Origin of the sequence: Lysinibacillus sp. NPDC048646 (assembly GCF_050272295.1) — a bacterium.
Classification (GTDB): domain Bacteria; phylum Bacillota; class Bacilli; order Bacillales_A; family Planococcaceae; genus Lysinibacillus.
The window spans coordinates 109176-127159 of the sequence record NZ_JBNNLZ010000014.1; the positions used below are offsets into that span (position 1 = coordinate 109176).

The window sequence follows — 17984 nt, forward strand, 5'->3', positions numbered from 1 at the left end:
ATGATAGTGCCAATCAAGGAGGTGCGACAGCATGCATGTAAAAAAAGGTGACAAGGTTAAGGTTATCACTGGTAAGGACAAAGGCAAAGAAGGAGTAATCCTAGCTGCTTTCCCTAAACAAGATCGCGTTCTTGTTGAAGGTGTAAATATCGTGAAAAAACACGTTAAACCTAATCAATTGAATCCACAAGGTGGGATTGTAAGCCAAGAGGCTGCAATTCACGTTTCGAACGTAATGCTAATCGATCCTAAATCTGGCGAGCCGACTCGTGTAGGTTATAAAATCGAAAACGGTAAAAAAGTTCGTGTTGCAAAAAAAACAGGTGCAGTAATCGACTAATTAGTAAATAAAAGAAGGGAGGTACACACATGAGCCGCCTAAAAGAAAAATATTTAAATGAAGTTTCACCTGCTCTTATGAGCAAGTTTGGTTATAAATCAGTTATGCAATTGCCGAAAGTTGACAAAATCGTTATCAACATGGGTGTTGGTGACGCTGTTCAAAACTCAAAAGCATTAGATGCAGCTGTAGAAGAATTAACAATTATCACTGGTCAAAAACCAGTTGTAACTAAAGCGAAAAAATCGATCGCTGGTTTCCGTTTACGTGAAGGTATGCCTATCGGTGCTAAAGTTACATTACGCGGTGAGCGTATGTATGAATTCTTGGACAAATTAATTTCAATTTCACTTCCTCGTGTACGTGACTTCCGTGGTGTTTCTAAAAAAGCATTCGATGGTCGCGGTAACTACACTTTAGGTGTTAAAGAGCAACTAATTTTCCCAGAAATCGATTACGATAAAGTTTCAAAAGTACGCGGTATGGACATCGTGATCGTAACGACAGCGAACTCTGACGAAGAATCTCGCGAGTTATTGACACAATTCGGTATGCCGTTCCAAAAGTAATTTAAACAAGGAGGGCGAAAACGTGGCTAAAAAATCTATGATCGTTAAACAACAACGTAAGCAAAAGTTTAAAGTGCAAGAATATACACGTTGTGAACGCTGTGGCCGTCCACACTCTGTATATCGCAAATTCAAACTTTGCCGTATTTGTTTCCGAGAACTTGCATATAAGGGACAAATTCCTGGCGTGAAAAAAGCCAGCTGGTAATCCCCTAATTTGGGAAGGAGGTAAATGTAATGACAATGACTGATCCGATTGCAGATATGCTGACTCGCATTCGTAATGCGAACATGGTTCGTCACGAGAAGTTAGAAGTACCGGCTTCCAACGTGAAAAAAGAAATCGCTGAAATTTTAAAGCGTGAAGGTTTCGTACGTGACGTAGAATACGTGGAAGACAACAAGCAAGGAATTATCCGTATCTTCTTAAAATACGGTAAAGATAACGAACGCGTTATCACTGGCTTAAAACGTATTTCTAAACCAGGTCTACGTGTATATGCTAAAACAAATGAAGTTCCTAAAGTACTGAACGGTCTTGGTATCGCTTTAGTGTCAACTTCACAAGGTTTATTAACAGATAAAGAAGCTCGCGCTAAACAAGTTGGCGGCGAAGTTCTAGCATACGTTTGGTAATTAGCTATAAATGAATGGAGGTGCAACTAAATGTCTCGTGTAGGTAAAAAAATTATCGAGGTACCAGCTAACGTAACTGTTACTGTTGCAGCTGACAACACTGTTACTGTTAAAGGTCCTAAAGGCGAACTTGTTCGTTCTTTCCACCAAGATATGAAAATTGAGCAAGAAGGTAATGCGATCTCTGTATCTCGTCCTTCTGATTCAAAAGAACACCGCACAAACCACGGTACAACTCGTGCGCTTTTAGCGAACATGATTACTGGTGTTTCTGCAGGTTTCGAAAAATCATTAGAACTAATCGGTGTAGGTTACCGTGCGCAATTACAAGGGAAAAAACTTGTTCTTAACGTAGGTTACTCTCACCCAGTTGAGTTCACACCTGAAGATGGTCTAGAAGTAGAAGTTCCTACTAATACTAAAATCATCGTTAAAGGTATTAGCAAAGAACGCGTTGGCGCTCTTGCATCTAACATCCGTGACGTTCGTCCACCAGAGCCTTACAAAGGTAAAGGTATCCGTTACGAAGGCGAATACGTTCGTCGTAAAGAAGGTAAAACAGGTAAATAATGCTGCTTAAGCATTAGAAAGGAGTGACCCTTGTGATTACGAAACAGGATAAAAATCAAGTTCGTAAAAAACGTCATGCGCGAGTTCGTTCTAAAATTTCGGGTACTGCTGAGCTTCCTCGCTTAAACGTATTCCGTTCTAACAAGAACATCTACGCTCAACTTATCGATGACGTAGCAGGCGTAACTATTGTTAGCGCATCTTCTCAAGAAAATGGTTTTGAAGGTGTTGGTAGCAACGTAGAAGCTGCATCAAAAATCGGTGAAACAATCGCGAAACGCGCTGCGGAAAAAAATATTACTGCTATAGTTTTTGACCGTGGTGGTTACTTATATCATGGACGTGTGAAAGCTTTAGCTGAAGCTGCACGTGAGAACGGTTTAGAATTTTAATAAGAAGGAGGGACACATTTCATGAGTCGAATTGACGCAAACAAACTTGGAGAACTTGAAGAACGCGTAGTTACTATTAACCGTGTTGCAAAAGTTGTTAAAGGTGGACGTCGCTTCCGCTTCACAGCACTAGTTGTTGTTGGCGATAGAAACGGTCATGTAGGTTTTGGTACTGGTAAAGCTCAAGAGGTTCCAGATGCTATCCGTAAAGCTGTTGAAGATGCGAAGAAAAACTTAGTAGAAGTGCCACGTGTTGGTGGAACAACTCCACACTTAGTGCTTGGTCGCTTCGGTGCGGGAGAAATCCTAATCAAACCTGCTGCTCCTGGTACAGGGGTTATCGCTGGTGGTCCAGTACGTGCTGTACTAGAACTAGCTGGTATTACTGATATTCTTTCAAAATCACTTGGATCAAATACACCAATCAACATGGTTCGTGCAACTGTTCAAGGTTTAACTGAATTAAAACGCGTAGAGGACGTAGCAAAATTACGTGGTAAATCAGTGGAAGAAATATTAGGATAAGGGGGGAATAATAATGGCTAACAAATTAGAAATTACCCTTACAAAATCTGTGATTGGTTCTAAACCAGCACAACGCAAAACTATTGAAGCTTTAGGTTTACGTAAATTAAACCAAACTGTAGAGAAAGCTGATAATGCAGCAACTCGCGGTATGCTTGATGTAGTAGCTCACTTAGTTACTGTAAAAGAAAACTAATTTTTAATTAACGAACAAGGAGGTGCCATCCAATATGAAACTTCATGAGTTAAAACCAGCAGAAGGTTCCCGTAAAGTACGTAACCGCGTAGGTCGCGGTATCGGTTCTGGTAACGGTAAAACTGCAGGTAGAGGTCATAAAGGTCAAAACTCTCGTTCTGGCGGCGGTGTACGCCCAGGATTCGAAGGTGGTCAAAACCCTTTATTCCGTCGTTTACCGAAACGCGGCTTTACTAACATTAACCGTAAAGAGTACGCGATCGTTAATCTTGACACATTAAATCGTTTCGAAGATGGTGCAGAAGTAACAACTGCATTATTACTTGAAACAGGTTTAGTGAGCAATGAAAAAGCTGGAATTAAAGTTCTTGGAAACGGAACTCTTAACAAAAAGCTTACAGTAAAAGCTCATAAATTCTCAGCTTCGGCTAAAGAAGCAATTGAAAATGCCGGCGGAACTACTGAGGTGATTTAATGTTTCAGACAATCTCTAACTTTATGCGTGTTCGAGATATAAGAAATAAAATCATTTTCACTCTTTTAATGTTAATCGTTTTTCGTATTGGAACTTTCGTTCCAGTACCGAACGTTGACGCTAATGTATTAAAGGCAACTGATGAGTTTAACCTCGTTGGTTTCCTCAATACTTTCGGCGGTGGTGCTCTGAGCAACTTCTCTATCTTTGCGATGGGGATTATGCCTTACATCACAGCTTCAATCATTGTTCAGTTATTGCAAATGGACGTAGTACCGAAATTTGCTGAGTGGGCAAAGCAAGGTGAAGTCGGAAGACGTAAACTTGCACAATTTACTCGTTACTTTACTATTGTTCTTGCTTTTATCCAATCATTCGCGATGTCATTTGGTTTCAATAAAATGTATGGCGGATCATTGATTAAAGAAGAAGGAATTTTAACATATGTTACAATTTCAATCGTATTGACAGCGGGTACAGCATTCCTTGTATGGCTTGCTGAACAAATTACTGCTCATGGTGTAGGTAATGGTATTTCCGTTGTTATCTTCGCAGGTATCGTTGCCGCATTACCTACAGCAGCAAACCAAATTTACGCACAACAAATCGAGGGTGCAGGTGATGAACTGTTTATTAACATCATTGTCCTTGCATTACTTGTTTTAATCTTACTTGCTATTGTAGTTGGTGTTATCTATGTGCAACAAGCACTACGTAAAATTCCAATTCAATATGCTAAACGAGTTACTGGACGTAATCAACAAACAGGTGGTCAACAAACGCACTTACCGTTAAAAGTAAATGCTGCAGGGGTTATTCCGGTAATCTTTGCATCAGCGTTTATTATGACACCTCGTACGTTAGTTCCGTTCTTTGGTGAAAATGCTGTGACAACATTCATTGAAAGCACGTTTGATAATACAAAACCTGTTGGGATGATTGTTTACGTTGCATTGATCATCGCGTTCACATATTTCTATGCGTTCGTACAAGTGAACCCAGAAAATGTGGCAGATAACTTGAAAAAACAGGGTGCTTACATTCCAGGTATTCGTCCGGGTGAAAACACTCAAACGTATTTAACAAGTGTGTTATATCGTTTGACATTTGTCGGAGCGATTTTCTTAACTGTTATTTCTGTAATGCCGATTATATTCATAAACTTTATGAATCTACCTGCATCAGTGCAAATCGGTGGTACTAGTATAATTATCGTAGTCGGCGTAGCGCTAGAAACGATGAAACAGCTAGAGTCTCAACTTGTTAAACGTCACTACAAAGGCTTTATGAAATAACGTTGGTTTTTAGGGAACGTTTGCTCGTTTCCTGAAATCAGCAAACTTTGTGGGAGGAATATTTCCGTATGAATATCATTTTAATGGGTCTGCCAGGTGCTGGTAAAGGTACACAGGCAGATAAAATTGTTGAGAAGTACGCGATTCCTCATATTTCTACAGGCGATATGTTCCGTACTGCTATTAAAGATGGTACAGAACTAGGCTTACAGGCTAAATCGTTTATGGATCAAGGTGCACTAGTACCTGATGAAGTGACGATTGGTATTGTTCGTGAGCGACTTGCTAAACCTGATTGTGAAAAGGGATTCTTATTAGATGGTTTCCCACGTACTGTTCCTCAAGCTGAAGCTTTAGATAGCATTCTTGCTGATCTGGGCAAAGCGATTGAGCATACGTTAAACATTCAAGTTGAAAAAGAGGAGCTAATTGCTCGTTTAACAGGTCGTCGTATTTGTAAAACTTGCGGAACTTCTTATCACCTAATTTTCAATCCTCCAGCTGAGGAAGGAAAATGTGATAAAGATGGTGGCGAGCTTTATACACGTGCGGATGATAATCCTGAAACGGTTACAAACCGTCTGGAAGTAAATATGAATCAAGCACAACCTTTACTTGACTTCTATGAAGCAAAAGGTGTGTTAACAAATATAGATGGACAGCAAGATATTAATAAAGTGTTTGCTGATCTTGATGCTCTATTACGGAGCAGCCGCAGCTGATACCCGGCTCCGGGCGCAGAGTACTGCTTCCGCGGGAGGCATGCGGAAGCAACAACGAAACATAATTTTTTTGAGAGTTGCAAAAGCATATTGTGCCCGGTATATATTTCTTTTAAAAAGTGCAACATTACTTTTGAGAGGGTATAATGGGTTTCGTGGAAGCATCTGTGTAACGGGTATGAATATCTCATCCAAGACATTCCGGTATTCGTGTAAACATGGAAGATTCAGTGCTCTTACTGGTTCTGTCTATTCCGTGGATTGTGTGAAGCGAAACCAGACGAGCGTCTTTCAAACATCTCTCATACAATCCAAACATATGTTGAAACGAGGTTGCTTCTATAGTTGCAGCAGATATATCCGTTTGATGTAACGATGAGAACTTTAATTTGCATATAGAGAGGAGACAGAGTAGATGGCGAAAGATGATGTAATTGAAGTCGAAGGGACAGTTGTTGAGACTTTGCCAAACGCGATGTTTAAGGTAGAATTAGAAAATGGACATGTGATTTTAGCACACGTATCTGGTAAGATTCGTATGCACTTTATCCGCATTCTACCTGGAGATAAGGTTACTATTGAGTTATCTCCTTATGATTTAACTCGCGGTCGTATCACATACCGTTTTAAATAATCTTTTGCGCTCCGGACTACTAAGGAGGTTAGGTTAGATGAAAGTGAGACCATCTGTGAAACCGATCTGCGAAAAATGTAAAGTAATTCGCCGACGCGGTAAAGTAATGGTAATCTGTGAAAATCCTAAACACAAACAAAAACAAGGTTGATTATAAAGGAGGTGCACAACGTACATGGCACGTATTTCTGGTGTTGACATTCCTCGCGACAAACGCGTGGTAATTTCATTAACTTACATTTACGGTATTGGTAAAACTTCGGCTCAGAAAGTATTAGCTGATGCAGGTATCTCTGAAGATACTCGCGTACGCGACTTAACTGAAGATGAGTTAAACAAAATCCGTGAACAATTAGACTCTTATAAACTTGAAGGTGACTTACGTCGCGAAACTTCATTAAATATCAAACGCTTGATGGAAATCGGTTGTAACCGTGGTATCCGTCACCGTCGTGGTTTACCTGTTCGTGGTCAAAATACGAAGAACAATGCGCGTACGCGTAAAGGTCCTCGTAAAACAGTTGCGAACAAGAAAAAATAATCGGTAAAGGAGGTTCCTTCTTAACATGGCTCGTAAACAACAAACTCGTAAACGTCGTGTGAAAAAGAATATCGAATCTGGTATTGCACACATTCGTTCTACATTTAACAATACAATCGTAACGATTACAGATATGCAAGGTAACGCTGTATCTTGGTCAAGTGCTGGTGCTCTTGGTTTCCGTGGTTCACGTAAATCTACACCATTCGCTGCTCAAATGGCTGCAGAAACTGCTGCTAAAACATCCCTTGAACATGGTCTGAAAACGTTGGAAGTAACTGTTAAAGGTCCTGGTGCTGGTCGTGAAGCTGCAATTCGTGCACTTCAAGCTGCTGGTTTAGAAGTAACTGCTATTAAAGACGTTACTCCAGTTCCTCACAATGGTTGCCGTCCGCCAAAACGTCGTCGCGTGTAATGGGTGCGTCTCATATTGTATGAGAACATCATTTTTTGTACAGACTGTCTTGTGCAGATAACTAACGATACGTCAATGACGATCGAATCTATGATGGAAAGAACCTATACATTCGATGTTTTGAGGGAGGGTAAATGAAATGATCGAAATTGAAAAACCAAAGATTGAAACGGTGGAGATCAGCGAAGATTCCAAATATGGAAAGTTTGTTGTAGAACCGCTTGAACGCGGATATGGAAACACTTTGGGTAATTCTTTACGTCGTATCCTTCTGTCTTCATTACCAGGGGCTGCTGTCACTTCAATTCAAATTGATGGCGTTCTTCACGAATTCTCAACTGTGGAAGGCGTAGTAGAAGATGTGGCTTCAATTATTTTGAACGTGAAAAAACTTGCTCTTAAAATCTACTCTGACGAAGAAAAAGTTATTGAGATTGATGTAAAGGGCGATGGTACAGTTACGGCTGCTGACATTACACATGACAGTGACGTAGAAATTTTAAACCCAGATCTATATATTGCAACAATCGCTAAAAACGGTCATTTACGTATGCGTATGTACGCTCAACGCGGCCGTGGTTACACTCCTGCTGATCAAAACAAACGTGAGGATCTTCCTATCGGCGTGATCCCGATCGACTCTATTTACACTCCAGTATCACGCGTCAATTTCCAAGTGGAAAATACTCGTGTAGGTCAGTCTTCTGACTACGATAAACTTTCTCTTGATGTGTGGACAGATGGTAGCATCGGTCCGAAAGAGGCGATTTCGCTTGGAGCAAAAATTTTAACCGAGCATCTTAACATCTTCGTTGGCATGACTGATGAGGCACAAACTGCTGAAATCATGGTCGAAAAAGAAGAGGATCAAAAAGAAAAAGTTTTAGAGATGACTATCGAAGAACTTGATCTTTCTGTTCGTTCTTATAACTGCTTAAAACGCGCTGGTATTAATACAGTATTAGAACTAGCGAATAAGTCAGAAGACGATATGATGAAAGTCCGTAACCTTGGACGTAAGTCACTAGAAGAAGTAAAAGCGAAGTTAGAAGAGCTTGGTTTAGGATTACGCAAAGAAGACTAAGCGATTTAAACTAATTAACAAGATCAGATATTTTCTATAAAGGAGGGAAACATCCATGGGTTACAGAAAACTTGGTCGTACAAGTTCTCAACGTAAAGCGATGTTACGTGACTTAGCTACTGATTTAATCATCAACGAGCGTATCGAAACTACTGAGGCTCGCGCTAAAGAAGTACGTAAAGCTGTTGAAAAAATGATTACTTTAGGTAAACGCGGAGATTTACATGCACGCCGTCAAGCTGCTGCATTCATCCGTCGTGAACTAGTAACAACTACTGACGAAGAAGGTAACGAAACAACTTCATTTGCGCTTCAAAAGCTATTTGATGATGTTGCACCACGTTATGCAGAACGTCAAGGTGGTTACACTCGTATTCTTAAAGTAGGTCCCCGTCGTGGTGACGGTGCACCTGTTGTTGTGATTGAACTAGTTTAATCATAAGAGAAAACAAGTGGTGAAGAGGGTGGACCACCACCCTCTTTCTTTATAAGATTTATACGACAAATAATTAAGCTGAGCGTTATGATGAGCGGACACATTTGTGTGGCGTCTCGTTTAGCTCTCCGCACCTCATTCAAAAAGATCAAGGGCTTGAGCACCCGTGTTTCTTGTAAATGTAACGACTAGCGCATTTCTATCGAATGAGGTGCGCGCTTTTTTATTATTTTAGGGAAGTATAGGACAGCGCCAATTGATGGTGCTTTTTTTTATATCGACATATTGATTGTGGTAGAATACATACATAAAACAGTGTAAGTTAGTTAGTAGAGCTGAGCATGTAGAGAGGAGAGGAGAACTAGAGATGCCCGAAATCTTATCGTTAAATAATGTAACGTTTTCCTATACACCGGATGATACAGGAAGCCGCAATGCTGTAGAAAATGTGAGCTTTGCTGTTCAGGAAGGGGAATGGATCGCCATTGTCGGTCATAATGGCTCTGGCAAATCAACAATTGCAAAATTAATGAATGGCTTATTATTCCCGCAACAAGGGGATGTTCGTATATTACGTCAAATACTGAGTGAAGAAAATTTATGGGACAGCCGTTCACAAATGGGTATGGTGTTTCAAAATCCTGATAACCAGTTTGTTGGTGCTACGGTACAGGATGACGTTGCCTTTGCGCTTGAAAATAACGGTGTGCCGTTTGAAGTGATGGTAAAACGTGTGCATGCAGCCCTTGAGCAAGTAAAGATGGGTAGCTTTTTAGATCATGAACCGCACCATCTATCGGGTGGTCAAAAGCAACGTGTAGCCATTGCGGGAGCACTAGCACTAAAACCAAAATTGCTTATCTTGGACGAAGCTACATCCATGTTAGACCCACAAGGCCGCGCTGAGGTGTTACAAACGGTTCAAACATTACGTGCAGAAACAGGTTTAACGGTGTTATCCATTACGCATGATTTAGAAGAAGCTATGCTTGCAGACCGGGTCCTTTTCATGAATGATGGTAAGAAATTTGCAGAGGGGACACCCGCGGAAATTTTTGCGTTTGGGGACAAGCTCGTCGAGTTAGGACTCGATTTACCGTTCGCCATGAAGTTATCAAAGTTATTGCAAAAGGAAGGTGTTCCATTAATGGGACAACATATGACAGAAGAAGAGTTGGTGAATGATTTATGGACATCAAACTTCAACAAGTAAGCTATGCCTATGCACAAGGTACACCTTTTGAAAAACGGGCATTGTTTGATGTGAATTTTGACATTCCATCACATACGTATCAAGCCATTATCGGACATACCGGCTCTGGTAAATCCACAATTCTTCAGCATTTTAATGCGCTTTTAAAGCCAACTGCCGGTGAGGTCCATATTGGAGACAGGATTGTTGTAGCTGGAAAAAAAGCGAAAAATTTAAAAGCTGTGCGACAAAAGGTAGGCATTGTTTTTCAATTTCCTGAGCATCAGCTTTTTGAAGAAACAGTGTTAAAGGATATTATGTTTGGCCCAATGAATTTTGGTGTTTCGGAGAAAGAGGCTGAAATTCGTGCAAGAGAGCTTGTCCGATTAGTTGGTCTGCCGGAAAATGTACTTGAAAAGTCACCATTTGATTTATCAGGTGGACAAATGCGTCGCGTCGCAATTGCTGGTGTACTAGCAATGGAGCCTGAAGTCATTGTTTTAGACGAACCAACGGCTGGACTAGATCCACGTGGGCAAAAAGAGATTATGGATATGTTTTATGCATTGCATCAGGAACGGGGCTTAACGACAATTCTTGTCACGCACAGTATGGAAGATGCAGCGCGTTATGCAGACAATATTGTCATTATGCATGAGGGGAAAAATGTGTTGAGAGGAACGCCCCGTGAAATTTTTAAGGAAGTTCAGATATTAAAGGAATTTCGTTTAGAACCACCACGTATTGTACGCTTCCAACATAAAATTGAAAAGATGATGAATTCATCACTATCGAAGGTTTGTTTAACAGAAGAAGAACTTGCAAATGAAATAGCCTGCTTGCTAAGAAAGGAGCGTGCGGAATCATGATGGAAAAAATGATTTTCGGGCGCTTCCTTCCAGGAAATTCCTTTGTGCATAAGCTAGATCCACGATCAAAGCTACTATTCGTATTTGCATTTATCATTATTGTATTTTTGGCAAATAATACGTTAACGTATGCAATGTTACTCGCATTTACCTTATTGATTGTTTTAGTATCACGTATTCGCTTGTATTTTTTAATAAACGGCTTGAAGCCCGTACTATTTTTAATGGTTTTTACGTTCCTACTTCATATTTTTATGACGAAGGAAGGCGACATATTATTAGATTGGAAATTTATTACAGTTTATGAAGAAGGCGTTCGACAAGGGCTATTTATTTCAGTACGTTTCCTTGTATTAGTATTTATGACATCAATTTTAACGTTAACTACGTCCCCGATTTCAATTACGGATGGTATTGAAGTGCTACTAAACCCATTAAAAAAAGTGAAAGTACCTGTACATGAGTTGGCCCTTATGATGTCGATTTCTCTGCGCTTTATTCCAACATTAATGGATGAGACAGATAAAATTATGAAGGCACAAATGGCACGTGGATCGGATTTGTCCTCAGGACCAATAAAAGATCGTATTAAGGCGGTTGTCCCACTATTAGTCCCTCTATTTGTGAGTGCTTTTAAACGCGCGGAGGATTTGGCGACGGCAATGGAAGTACGTGGCTACCGCGGGGGCGAAGGTCGTACTCGGTATCGCCAGCTGAAGTGGGATATGGGCGATACATTTGCTCTTGTATTATTAGTAGCAATGGCTGCTTTACTATTCTTCTATAGAAGTTAAAAGGAGTAACTTTATGCGACGATTAAAAGCAATAATTAGTTATGATGGAACGCAATTTTCTGGCTACCAAGTACAGCCTGGAGAGCGTACGGTACAAGCAGAACTTGAGCGTGTACTTGCCACCATGCATAAAGGGGACAAGGTGAAGGTGACTGCAAGTGGTCGTACGGATGCAAGAGTGCATGCAACTGGGCAAACACTCCATTTTGATACGCGGCTTACTATCCCGATAGAAAAGTATATGAAGGCACTGAATGTTCAGTTACCAAGGGATATTCGGATATTAACAATGGAAGACGTCGCTACTGATTTTCATGCGCGTTATAGTGTGACAGGAAAGCGCTATCGTTATATTTGGTCATGTGAGTCTATACAAAGTCCATTTCGCAGACATTACACGGTAGAGACGAATGGCCAGAAGCCTGACGTTGCAGCCATGCAGGAGGCGGCACAAGCGATAATAGGTACGCACGATTTCTCATGCTTCTGTGCGGCTAATACAAGTGTGCAAGATAAGGTGCGAACAGTTTATACACTAGAGTTTGAGTGGCATGGAGAAGAGCTACATATGATTATCGAAGGTAGTGGTTTCCTATATAATATGGTGCGCATCATTGCAGGTACTTTATGGGAGGTTGGTATCGGACGACGCGAGATTGTCGATGTAGAAAAGGTCGTAGCATCGATGAATCGCGATAAAGCTGGTAAAACCGCACCACCACAAGGTTTATACCTTGAAAAAGTGTTCTATTAACTAAGCTTGTACATGGATTATATTTTGACGTTTAACGTGAAATCGTAATATAAAAGGGGGTGCATCTAAGCCTAGGTAAATATGGTCATTTACCCTGTACAACATCACCAGGTGTTTAATGAAATTACTTGACTTTAAAAGTCATTCATTATATGATAACAGATGGTATTTTCATTACCACCACAAATAAGCCCCGAAACTTATAGTGTAGTCTAATGAAAAATAACGGTAATCGAATTGATTAGGAGGATATATACATGCGTACAACATTCATGGCTAAAGGTCACGAAGTAGACCGTAAATGGTTAGTAGTTGATGCAGAAGGCCAAACTCTTGGACGTTTAGCTTCTGAAGTAGCTGCAATCTTACGTGGTAAACATAAACCAACATTCACACCAAACGTTGACACAGGTGATCACGTAATCATCATCAACGCTGACAAAATCCATTTAACTGGTAACAAATTAGAGGGTAAACTTTACCGTCACCATACTCAATTTGCAGGTGGTTTAAAAACTCGTACTGCTGGTGAAATGTTAGAGAAGTACCCAACAAGAATGCTCGAATTAGCTATTAAAGGGATGCTTCCTAAAAACTCTTTAGGTCGCAAAATGTTCGGTAAACTAAACGTTTACACTGGAACAGAGCACCCACATGCTGCACAAAAACCAGAAGCATACGAGCTTCGCGGATAATATAAATTAAGAGGAGGATATTACTTTGGCACAAGTTCAATACATCGGCACTGGTCGCCGTAAAAGCTCTGTAGCTCGCGTACGTTTAGTACCAGGTACAGGTAAAATTGTTATCAACAAACGTGAAATCGAAGAGTACGTACCATTCGCTGCATTACGTGAAGTAATTAAACAACCATTAGTAGCTACTGAAACTACAGGAAGCTATGATATCCACGTAAACGTTAACGGTGGTGGATACACTGGTCAAGCTGGTGCTGTACGTCACGGTATCGCTCGTGCTCTACTTCAAGTAGACCCAGACTTCCGTGCTGCACTAAAATCTGCTGGATTACTTACTCGTGATTCACGCATGAAAGAACGTAAAAAACCAGGTCTACGCGGCGCTCGTCGTGCACCTCAGTTCTCAAAACGTTAATCTACGGAATATTCGTTTCAAACTCTCAAGCTTATGCTTGGGAGTTTTTTTTACTTTCTAGCATAGTTCCATCACTATTTTCGTACACTATATGTAAAAGGGTGGTGGATATGGGTGAAGCGCTGGCTTGCACTAGGAGTAATTATGCTAATGAGTATAGTGGTCGTGGCATATGAGACGAATGCTTCGGACCGTAACTTCTTCTTACCGGACCCACTTGGTGGCATGAAAATTGTCATTGATGCGGGGCATGGTGGTGAGGATGGAGGTGCTTCAAAGGGCGAAGTAATTGAAAAGGAGATCACACTTGCTATTGCGCAGCAAGTAGAGAAACAATTAAAGAAAAAGGGCGCAACAGTCGTGATGACACGAACGAAAAATGGTGATGTCATTGACGAGCACGCATCTTCAGAAAGGTATGGTACATTAAGAGAGCGAAAAAAGCAGGATATCTTTTTACGCAAGGATATCGTTGAAAAAGAACAACCCAATGTCTTTATTACAATTCACGCGAATGCAATCCCAGAAACTAAATGGCGAGGAGCACAGGTGTTTTATCATAAAGGCGGACATGCTGACGGGGAACTGCTAGCTAAGAGTATTCAGCAATCGATTCGTACGAACTTACAGAATACAGATCGTGAAGCCCTGTCGATAAAACAGATATATCTGTTGAAGAAAGTGGAGGTTCCTGCGGCGTTAGTGGAGACTGGATTTATCAGTAATGACGAGGAACGTGCATTATTAGTTGATAAGAAATATCAAGAAAAGATGGCAGATGCCATCGTAGAAGGTATAGAAGACTATCTATTAGCAAAAATTGAATAGAGCAACTGCTACCACGTAATTCAAATCATTATGATATACTAACATTGAGATAATATAAGGGGAGTGTTCGTCGTGATAACAGAACAACAAGTGCGAGAAATATTAGGACAACTACAAGATCCATTTTTACATAAATCATTAGCAGAAACAGATGGTATTACAAATGTAGCCATTAAAGAAGAAAAAAATCATGTCAGTGTGAAAGTAGCTATCGCTAAAACAAATACGCCTGAGCAGATGCAACTGCAAATGAAAATTGTAGATGTATTAAAAGAAGCGGGTGCTAACACAGTTGGTATTCGATTTGAAGAATTACCAGTAGAGAAATTACAAAGCTTCCGTGGAACAGCAACAGAGGCAGAAGCTCAAGATATTTTATCACCACTTAGCACAGTGCAAGTCATTTCAATTGCCTCTGGTAAGGGCGGTGTAGGAAAATCTACAGTATCAGTTAACTTAGCGGTTGCTTTGGCACGTCTAGGCAAAAAAGTGGGTTTAATTGATGCCGATATATATGGTTTTAGCGTACCAGATATGATGGGTGTTACAGACATGCCGAAAGTAGTCGACAATCGAATATTCCCTGTCGACCGTTTAGGCGTGAAGGTTATTTCAATGGGCTTCTTCGTTGAAAATAATGCGCCGATTGTATGGCGTGGACCAATGTTAGGCAAAGTTTTAGATCAATTCTTCCGTGATGTAGAGTGGGGAGAGTTAGATTACTTACTATTAGATCTGCCTCCAGGTACAGGTGATGTCGCTTTAGATATTCATCAAATGTTACCATCATCAAAAGAAATTGTGGTGACAACACCGCATCCGACAGCAGCTTTTGTAGCAGCTCGTGCGGGGGCAATGGCTTTACAAACAGATCATGAAATATTAGGTGTTATTGAAAATATGGCATGGTTCGAGTCGAAATCAGGCGAACGCGAATTTGTATTCGGACAAGGCGGAGGACCCAAATTAGCAGAAGAGTTACGCACAGAGCTACTTGGACAAATCCCACTTGGCCAACCTGATTGGACAGAAGAGGACTTTGCACCTTCTGTGTATGCAGAGAAACACAGCACGGGACAAATCTATTTAGATATAGCGGCGGAAGTAATAAAAAAATTAAATAAATAAGCAAAAACGGATTTCCTCCGTCTTGAGGAAATCCGTTTTTCTATAATGTAGAGGATTATTGCTTACTCTTTTGGTCATTTTCAGAACTTCCGCCACTTTCACCACTGGTCGCTTTTTTCTCTCCATCAGCAGAGGCACTGCCCTCACCGCTTTTTTTAATGAGTTCCTGCCACTTTGATTGCATAAGCGGACTTTCAATTGTTTCCTTTACAACTTCCTCCATTTGTTTCCGAAGATTGGCGGACTTTAAAATCGTCTCTAACTGCTTTTGCATATCAGGCTGACCGAAGAAGGCCTCCATATCCTTTTGGAAAGTGGGATCTTTTATAAGTTCCTTCATAATATCCTGCTGTTGCTTTTGCATACTTTTAGCTACAGTTTCTTTAAATTTCGGATCTTCAAAAGTTTTTTTCCAAAAATCCTCGGCTTCCTTTGAAAGTAAAGTTTCTTCTGTTGCCTTCTTTACTTCGTCATGCTCCAATATCAATAATTCCCGGAAACTTGGCTCCTCTAAAAGCTGTCGCAGTGCCTTTTTACCATCCTCTGTTTGAAGAGAGTCAATCATAATTTTTTTTATTTCATCATAGGACATGGTAGAGGTTTTATCTTGTGCACAGGCAGTAAGGAAAAGCATTAGAATTAGTAATAAGGTGAATTTTCGCATCAACATCAGTCCTTTCTAGATAGACTCTTTCATTTATTGTTCACATTTATGATGACTTTATGTATTGGATGGGATGAGAAATAGCTTTTTTAACAATGCATTGTTAAAATGAGTACAGATATATTGAGAAATTGGGGGATTTTTTGTTGTGACGATACGAAATTGGGCAAAGTTTTTCTTCTTTGCAATGCTCGTTGGTGGTGTAGTCAACGGAGTTTTTAGTTTATTTATTCGTTGGGATTTCTTCCAACCTTATGTAACAAATGGTCACTGGGGTGAATTTTTTGCCGGACTTTTATGGATGGTATTTTTAGGGTTTACAATGAGCGTTATTGCGCAAGCAGGATTTTTCGCCTATCTAACTTTACATCAAGTCGGGGTTAATATATTCAGAACACTAACATTATGGAATTGGGTACAGCTACTGCTAATTGCCGTAACCATCTTTGATATTGTGTTTTTCCGTTTTATACCGGGTGTAAAAGATGGGCAAAGTTGGTTGTTTTATATTGGTTTATTAGTCGTATTAATTTTTGGATCTATAGCAACAGCTATGCAAAAAGTGAAAATGACTGGAAAAAAACATGTATTAGTTTCTGCTTTATTCTTTATGATAGTCATTACAACATTAGAATGGACAATTGCTTTAATGGGGCGAGATGAAAATATCAATGAGTACGTCGCGTTGTTACTATTTCCATTATTAGCTGTCAATGCCTATCAATTATTAGTATTACCGAAATACAATGCAAAATCCGAAGAAGATCGTCAAAAATTAGAAGCACGTCGTAAAGCAAGACGTGAACAAGCTAAAAACGCATGATAAAGCATAAAAGAGTTGCCCCAAGATACTTGAGGCAACTCTTTTTATGGGGATTTTTTGGATTGCACTGAATAACCGAATATATTTTCTTCAATCGACATAAATTTATTTTGTTGTATGAAGGTATTAAACTCATTAAACGTAATGTTACTATTTTGATGTAAAGAGATAAATAAAAAATCCCCTTTTTGTAATTTTGGTGTTTTATCTCCCTGCCAAATTAATGAAGGAGAAAGGATATTTACCTGTTGCTGGAACAAAGTCTTTTGTAAATCCTGCGAATATTGATGATTTCGTGTGGCAAACCAAAGTGGTGTAGTGCTCAAGTGCTTTTCGTAAATATTAATATCTTTTTGTACCAAAGCAAAATCAATAGGCTCGTCTACGGAATCTTCAGGACCTAATAATCCTGTTGGTAGTTTTCTTTCTAAAATGATTTTCATATGTTCTGGCGAACGTTCAATCCAAGCAGCATCTAAAAGAAGAAGCGGGTAAGGTTCTTTTACAGTCTTTAGCCATTCTAAAAGTGATTCATCAGAAAAAGAAATTTCGACAATAAGTGATGTGCCATAATGTCCTTTAGTTACAACAGCTGGGGCATTTGCGATATTAAATACAGAAATCATAGTAGAATTTAAAGGCTTTATAAATACAAATAATATTACGATCAAACACAATGATATCAACGTTTTACGAAACATATTAACACCCTCATCTCTATTGAATTTAAGTAAAAAAATTAACTCCTTAAAAAAACTTATGATTTAGTGTTGACTTTCATGAATAATCGATGTTATTATGTATAAGTCGCCAAGAGATGACGCACTAAACGAAACAACATGAACCTTGAAAACTGAACAAGCAAAACGTAATCAATAAAGTTTTTAGTAGCTAACTTCGGTAAGTGAACGAAACAAAATTTTGGACATCAAAATTGATGCCAGCAAAACAATTTGAGCTTATCAAATTTCTTTTATGGAGAGTTTGAT

Annotated in this window: 28 protein-coding genes and 1 pseudogene; 27 read left to right on the forward strand and 2 right to left on the reverse strand. The window is 39.8% G+C overall.

The features are described from left to right. Positions 1–31 precede the first annotated feature (31 nt). From rplX to ACQKII_RS15670, 26 genes and pseudogenes are all read left to right on the forward strand, one after another. Positions 32–340, forward strand: a complete 309-nt coding sequence (rplX, locus tag ACQKII_RS15545) for a 50S ribosomal protein L24 (RefSeq protein ID WP_427460730.1) — start codon at positions 32–34, stop codon at positions 338–340. Between the two features lie 29 nt (positions 341–369). Next, a complete protein-coding gene (gene rplE, locus ACQKII_RS15550; protein ID WP_427460732.1) occupies positions 370–909 on the forward strand; it encodes a 50S ribosomal protein L5 in 540 nt (179 codons plus the stop codon). A gap of 22 nt (positions 910–931) precedes the next feature. Beyond that, positions 932–1117, forward strand: a complete 186-nt coding sequence (locus ACQKII_RS15555) for a type Z 30S ribosomal protein S14 (protein WP_004233656.1) — start codon at positions 932–934, stop codon at positions 1115–1117. A 29-nt stretch (positions 1118–1146) separates the two neighbouring features. After that, on the forward strand, positions 1147–1545 hold the full coding sequence (rpsH, locus tag ACQKII_RS15560) for a 30S ribosomal protein S8 (RefSeq protein WP_008181717.1): 399 nt from the start codon (positions 1147–1149) through the stop codon (positions 1543–1545). 30 nt (positions 1546–1575) lie between these two features. Continuing rightward, the gene (gene rplF / locus ACQKII_RS15565) at positions 1576–2115 is read left to right on the forward strand and encodes a 50S ribosomal protein L6 (RefSeq protein ID WP_427460734.1); all 540 of its coding nucleotides are present in this window, start codon (positions 1576–1578) and stop codon (positions 2113–2115) included. 32 nt (positions 2116–2147) lie between these two features. Continuing rightward, positions 2148–2507 carry a 50S ribosomal protein L18 gene (gene rplR / locus ACQKII_RS15570; protein WP_427460736.1) on the forward strand — a complete coding sequence of 120 codons (360 nt, stop codon included), beginning with the start codon at positions 2148–2150 and terminating at the stop codon, positions 2505–2507. A gap of 21 nt (positions 2508–2528) precedes the next feature. Then, positions 2529–3032 (forward strand): 30S ribosomal protein S5, encoded by a 504-nt coding sequence (gene rpsE / locus ACQKII_RS15575; protein WP_008181711.1) that lies wholly within the window; start codon positions 2529–2531, stop codon positions 3030–3032. A gap of 13 nt (positions 3033–3045) precedes the next feature. After that, the gene (gene rpmD, locus ACQKII_RS15580; protein ID WP_010860593.1) at positions 3046–3228 is read left to right on the forward strand and encodes a 50S ribosomal protein L30; all 183 of its coding nucleotides are present in this window, start codon (positions 3046–3048) and stop codon (positions 3226–3228) included. A gap of 34 nt (positions 3229–3262) precedes the next feature. Further along, on the forward strand, positions 3263–3703 hold the full coding sequence (gene rplO, locus ACQKII_RS15585) for a 50S ribosomal protein L15 (RefSeq protein WP_010860592.1): 441 nt from the start codon (positions 3263–3265) through the stop codon (positions 3701–3703). Continuing rightward, positions 3703–4998, forward strand: a complete 1296-nt coding sequence (gene secY, locus ACQKII_RS15590) for a preprotein translocase subunit SecY (protein WP_427460737.1) — start codon at positions 3703–3705, stop codon at positions 4996–4998. Before rplO ends, secY begins: the two co-directional genes overlap by 1 nt. Positions 4999–5066: 68 nt before the next feature. Next, positions 5067–5720, forward strand: coding sequence for an adenylate kinase (locus ACQKII_RS15595; protein WP_427460739.1), 654 nt, complete (start codon positions 5067–5069; stop codon positions 5718–5720). Between the two features lie 249 nt (positions 5721–5969). Next, positions 5970–6047 (forward strand): annotated as a pseudogene (locus ACQKII_RS15600) (type I methionyl aminopeptidase); the annotation flags it as partial. Positions 6048–6135: 88 nt separating this feature from the next. After that, on the forward strand, positions 6136–6354 hold the full coding sequence (infA, locus tag ACQKII_RS15605; protein ID WP_004233690.1) for a translation initiation factor IF-1: 219 nt from the start codon (positions 6136–6138) through the stop codon (positions 6352–6354). Positions 6355–6391: 37 nt separating this feature from the next. Next, entirely contained in the window at positions 6392–6505 is a 114-nt protein-coding gene (rpmJ, locus tag ACQKII_RS15610; RefSeq protein ID WP_000868344.1) for a 50S ribosomal protein L36, read from the forward strand. A gap of 24 nt (positions 6506–6529) precedes the next feature. Beyond that, positions 6530–6895, forward strand: a complete 366-nt coding sequence (gene rpsM, locus ACQKII_RS15615) for a 30S ribosomal protein S13 (RefSeq protein WP_143996815.1) — start codon at positions 6530–6532, stop codon at positions 6893–6895. Between the two features lie 25 nt (positions 6896–6920). Then, positions 6921–7310, forward strand: a complete 390-nt coding sequence (gene rpsK, locus ACQKII_RS15620) for a 30S ribosomal protein S11 (protein ID WP_004233731.1) — start codon at positions 6921–6923, stop codon at positions 7308–7310. 139 nt (positions 7311–7449) lie between these two features. Then, positions 7450–8394, forward strand: a complete 945-nt coding sequence (locus tag ACQKII_RS15625; protein WP_004233733.1) for a DNA-directed RNA polymerase subunit alpha — start codon at positions 7450–7452, stop codon at positions 8392–8394. A 55-nt stretch (positions 8395–8449) separates the two neighbouring features. After that, on the forward strand, positions 8450–8830 hold the full coding sequence (rplQ, locus tag ACQKII_RS15630) for a 50S ribosomal protein L17 (protein ID WP_010860588.1): 381 nt from the start codon (positions 8450–8452) through the stop codon (positions 8828–8830). A 367-nt stretch (positions 8831–9197) separates the two neighbouring features. Beyond that, positions 9198–10043 (forward strand): energy-coupling factor ABC transporter ATP-binding protein, encoded by an 846-nt coding sequence (locus tag ACQKII_RS15635; RefSeq protein WP_427460742.1) that lies wholly within the window; start codon positions 9198–9200, stop codon positions 10041–10043. Next, complete coding sequence (locus ACQKII_RS15640) at positions 10019–10891, forward strand: energy-coupling factor ABC transporter ATP-binding protein (RefSeq protein WP_427460744.1); 873 nt, start codon at positions 10019–10021, stop codon at positions 10889–10891. Before ACQKII_RS15635 ends, ACQKII_RS15640 begins: the two co-directional genes overlap by 25 nt. Then, positions 10888–11685: an energy-coupling factor transporter transmembrane component T family protein gene (locus ACQKII_RS15645; protein ID WP_427460746.1), complete on the forward strand. Its 798-nt coding sequence runs from the start codon at positions 10888–10890 to the stop codon at positions 11683–11685. The genes ACQKII_RS15640 and ACQKII_RS15645 overlap by 4 nt, the downstream gene beginning before the upstream one ends. 13 nt (positions 11686–11698) lie before the next feature. Then, complete coding sequence (gene truA / locus ACQKII_RS15650) at positions 11699–12439, forward strand: tRNA pseudouridine(38-40) synthase TruA (RefSeq protein WP_427460747.1); 741 nt, start codon at positions 11699–11701, stop codon at positions 12437–12439. A 257-nt stretch (positions 12440–12696) separates the two neighbouring features. Beyond that, positions 12697–13134 (forward strand): 50S ribosomal protein L13, encoded by a 438-nt coding sequence (rplM, locus tag ACQKII_RS15655; protein WP_427460749.1) that lies wholly within the window; start codon positions 12697–12699, stop codon positions 13132–13134. 25 nt (positions 13135–13159) lie between these two features. Further along, a complete protein-coding gene (gene rpsI, locus ACQKII_RS15660) occupies positions 13160–13552 on the forward strand; it encodes a 30S ribosomal protein S9 (protein WP_004233744.1) in 393 nt (130 codons plus the stop codon). Between the two features lie 114 nt (positions 13553–13666). Beyond that, positions 13667–14380, forward strand: a complete 714-nt coding sequence (locus tag ACQKII_RS15665; protein ID WP_427460751.1) for an N-acetylmuramoyl-L-alanine amidase — start codon at positions 13667–13669, stop codon at positions 14378–14380. 72 nt (positions 14381–14452) lie between these two features. Continuing rightward, on the forward strand, positions 14453–15508 hold the full coding sequence (locus ACQKII_RS15670) for a P-loop NTPase (RefSeq protein WP_427460753.1): 1056 nt from the start codon (positions 14453–14455) through the stop codon (positions 15506–15508). Positions 15509–15563: 55 nt separating this feature from the next. On the opposite strand, the gene gerD is transcribed toward ACQKII_RS15670, so the two are convergent. Next, on the reverse strand, positions 15564–16172 hold the full coding sequence (gerD, locus tag ACQKII_RS15675) for a spore germination lipoprotein GerD (RefSeq protein ID WP_427460755.1): 609 nt from the start codon (positions 16170–16172) through the stop codon (positions 15564–15566). 148 nt (positions 16173–16320) lie between these two features. On the opposite strand from gerD, the gene ACQKII_RS15680 reads away from it, so the two are divergent. Then, complete coding sequence (locus ACQKII_RS15680) at positions 16321–16995, forward strand: KinB-signaling pathway activation protein (protein ID WP_427460756.1); 675 nt, start codon at positions 16321–16323, stop codon at positions 16993–16995. Positions 16996–17039: 44 nt separating this feature from the next. On the opposite strand, the gene ACQKII_RS15685 is transcribed toward ACQKII_RS15680, so the two are convergent. After that, positions 17040–17696, reverse strand: coding sequence for a hypothetical protein (locus tag ACQKII_RS15685; protein ID WP_427460758.1), 657 nt, complete (start codon positions 17694–17696; stop codon positions 17040–17042). Positions 17697–17984: the final 288 nt, after the last annotated feature.

What these genes read in the sequence shown, in the direction of transcription:
- ACQKII_RS15645 (WP_427460746.1), top strand. Translation starts at nt 10,888, where the DNA reads ATGATGGAAAAAATGATTTTCGGGCGCTTCCTTCCAGGAAATTCCTTT.
- rplO (WP_010860592.1), top strand. Translation starts at nt 3,263, where the DNA reads ATGAAACTTCATGAGTTAAAACCAGCAGAAGGTTCCCGTAAAGTACGT.
- rpsK (WP_004233731.1), top strand. Translation starts at nt 6,921, where the DNA reads ATGGCTCGTAAACAACAAACTCGTAAACGTCGTGTGAAAAAGAATATC.
- infA (WP_004233690.1), top strand. Translation starts at nt 6,136, where the DNA reads ATGGCGAAAGATGATGTAATTGAAGTCGAAGGGACAGTTGTTGAGACT.
- rpsE (WP_008181711.1), top strand. Translation starts at nt 2,529, where the DNA reads ATGAGTCGAATTGACGCAAACAAACTTGGAGAACTTGAAGAACGCGTA.
- ACQKII_RS15640 (WP_427460744.1), top strand. Translation starts at nt 10,019, where the DNA reads ATGGACATCAAACTTCAACAAGTAAGCTATGCCTATGCACAAGGTACA.
- gerD (WP_427460755.1), bottom strand. Translation starts at nt 16,172, where the DNA reads ATGCGAAAATTCACCTTATTACTAATTCTAATGCTTTTCCTTACTGCC.
- rpsH (WP_008181717.1), top strand. Translation starts at nt 1,147, where the DNA reads ATGACAATGACTGATCCGATTGCAGATATGCTGACTCGCATTCGTAAT.
- ACQKII_RS15635 (WP_427460742.1), top strand. Translation starts at nt 9,198, where the DNA reads ATGCCCGAAATCTTATCGTTAAATAATGTAACGTTTTCCTATACACCG.
- rpmJ (WP_000868344.1), top strand. Translation starts at nt 6,392, where the DNA reads ATGAAAGTGAGACCATCTGTGAAACCGATCTGCGAAAAATGTAAAGTA.
- rplX (WP_427460730.1), top strand. Translation starts at nt 32, where the DNA reads ATGCATGTAAAAAAAGGTGACAAGGTTAAGGTTATCACTGGTAAGGAC.
- secY (WP_427460737.1), top strand. Translation starts at nt 3,703, where the DNA reads ATGTTTCAGACAATCTCTAACTTTATGCGTGTTCGAGATATAAGAAAT.
- rplM (WP_427460749.1), top strand. Translation starts at nt 12,697, where the DNA reads ATGCGTACAACATTCATGGCTAAAGGTCACGAAGTAGACCGTAAATGG.
- rpmD (WP_010860593.1), top strand. Translation starts at nt 3,046, where the DNA reads ATGGCTAACAAATTAGAAATTACCCTTACAAAATCTGTGATTGGTTCT.
- ACQKII_RS15625 (WP_004233733.1), top strand. Translation starts at nt 7,450, where the DNA reads ATGATCGAAATTGAAAAACCAAAGATTGAAACGGTGGAGATCAGCGAA.
- truA (WP_427460747.1), top strand. Translation starts at nt 11,699, where the DNA reads ATGCGACGATTAAAAGCAATAATTAGTTATGATGGAACGCAATTTTCT.
- ACQKII_RS15595 (WP_427460739.1), top strand. Translation starts at nt 5,067, where the DNA reads ATGAATATCATTTTAATGGGTCTGCCAGGTGCTGGTAAAGGTACACAG.
- rpsM (WP_143996815.1), top strand. Translation starts at nt 6,530, where the DNA reads ATGGCACGTATTTCTGGTGTTGACATTCCTCGCGACAAACGCGTGGTA.
- ACQKII_RS15685 (WP_427460758.1), bottom strand. Translation starts at nt 17,696, where the DNA reads ATGTTTCGTAAAACGTTGATATCATTGTGTTTGATCGTAATATTATTT.
- rplF (WP_427460734.1), top strand. Translation starts at nt 1,576, where the DNA reads ATGTCTCGTGTAGGTAAAAAAATTATCGAGGTACCAGCTAACGTAACT.
- rplE (WP_427460732.1), top strand. Translation starts at nt 370, where the DNA reads ATGAGCCGCCTAAAAGAAAAATATTTAAATGAAGTTTCACCTGCTCTT.
- rplQ (WP_010860588.1), top strand. Translation starts at nt 8,450, where the DNA reads ATGGGTTACAGAAAACTTGGTCGTACAAGTTCTCAACGTAAAGCGATG.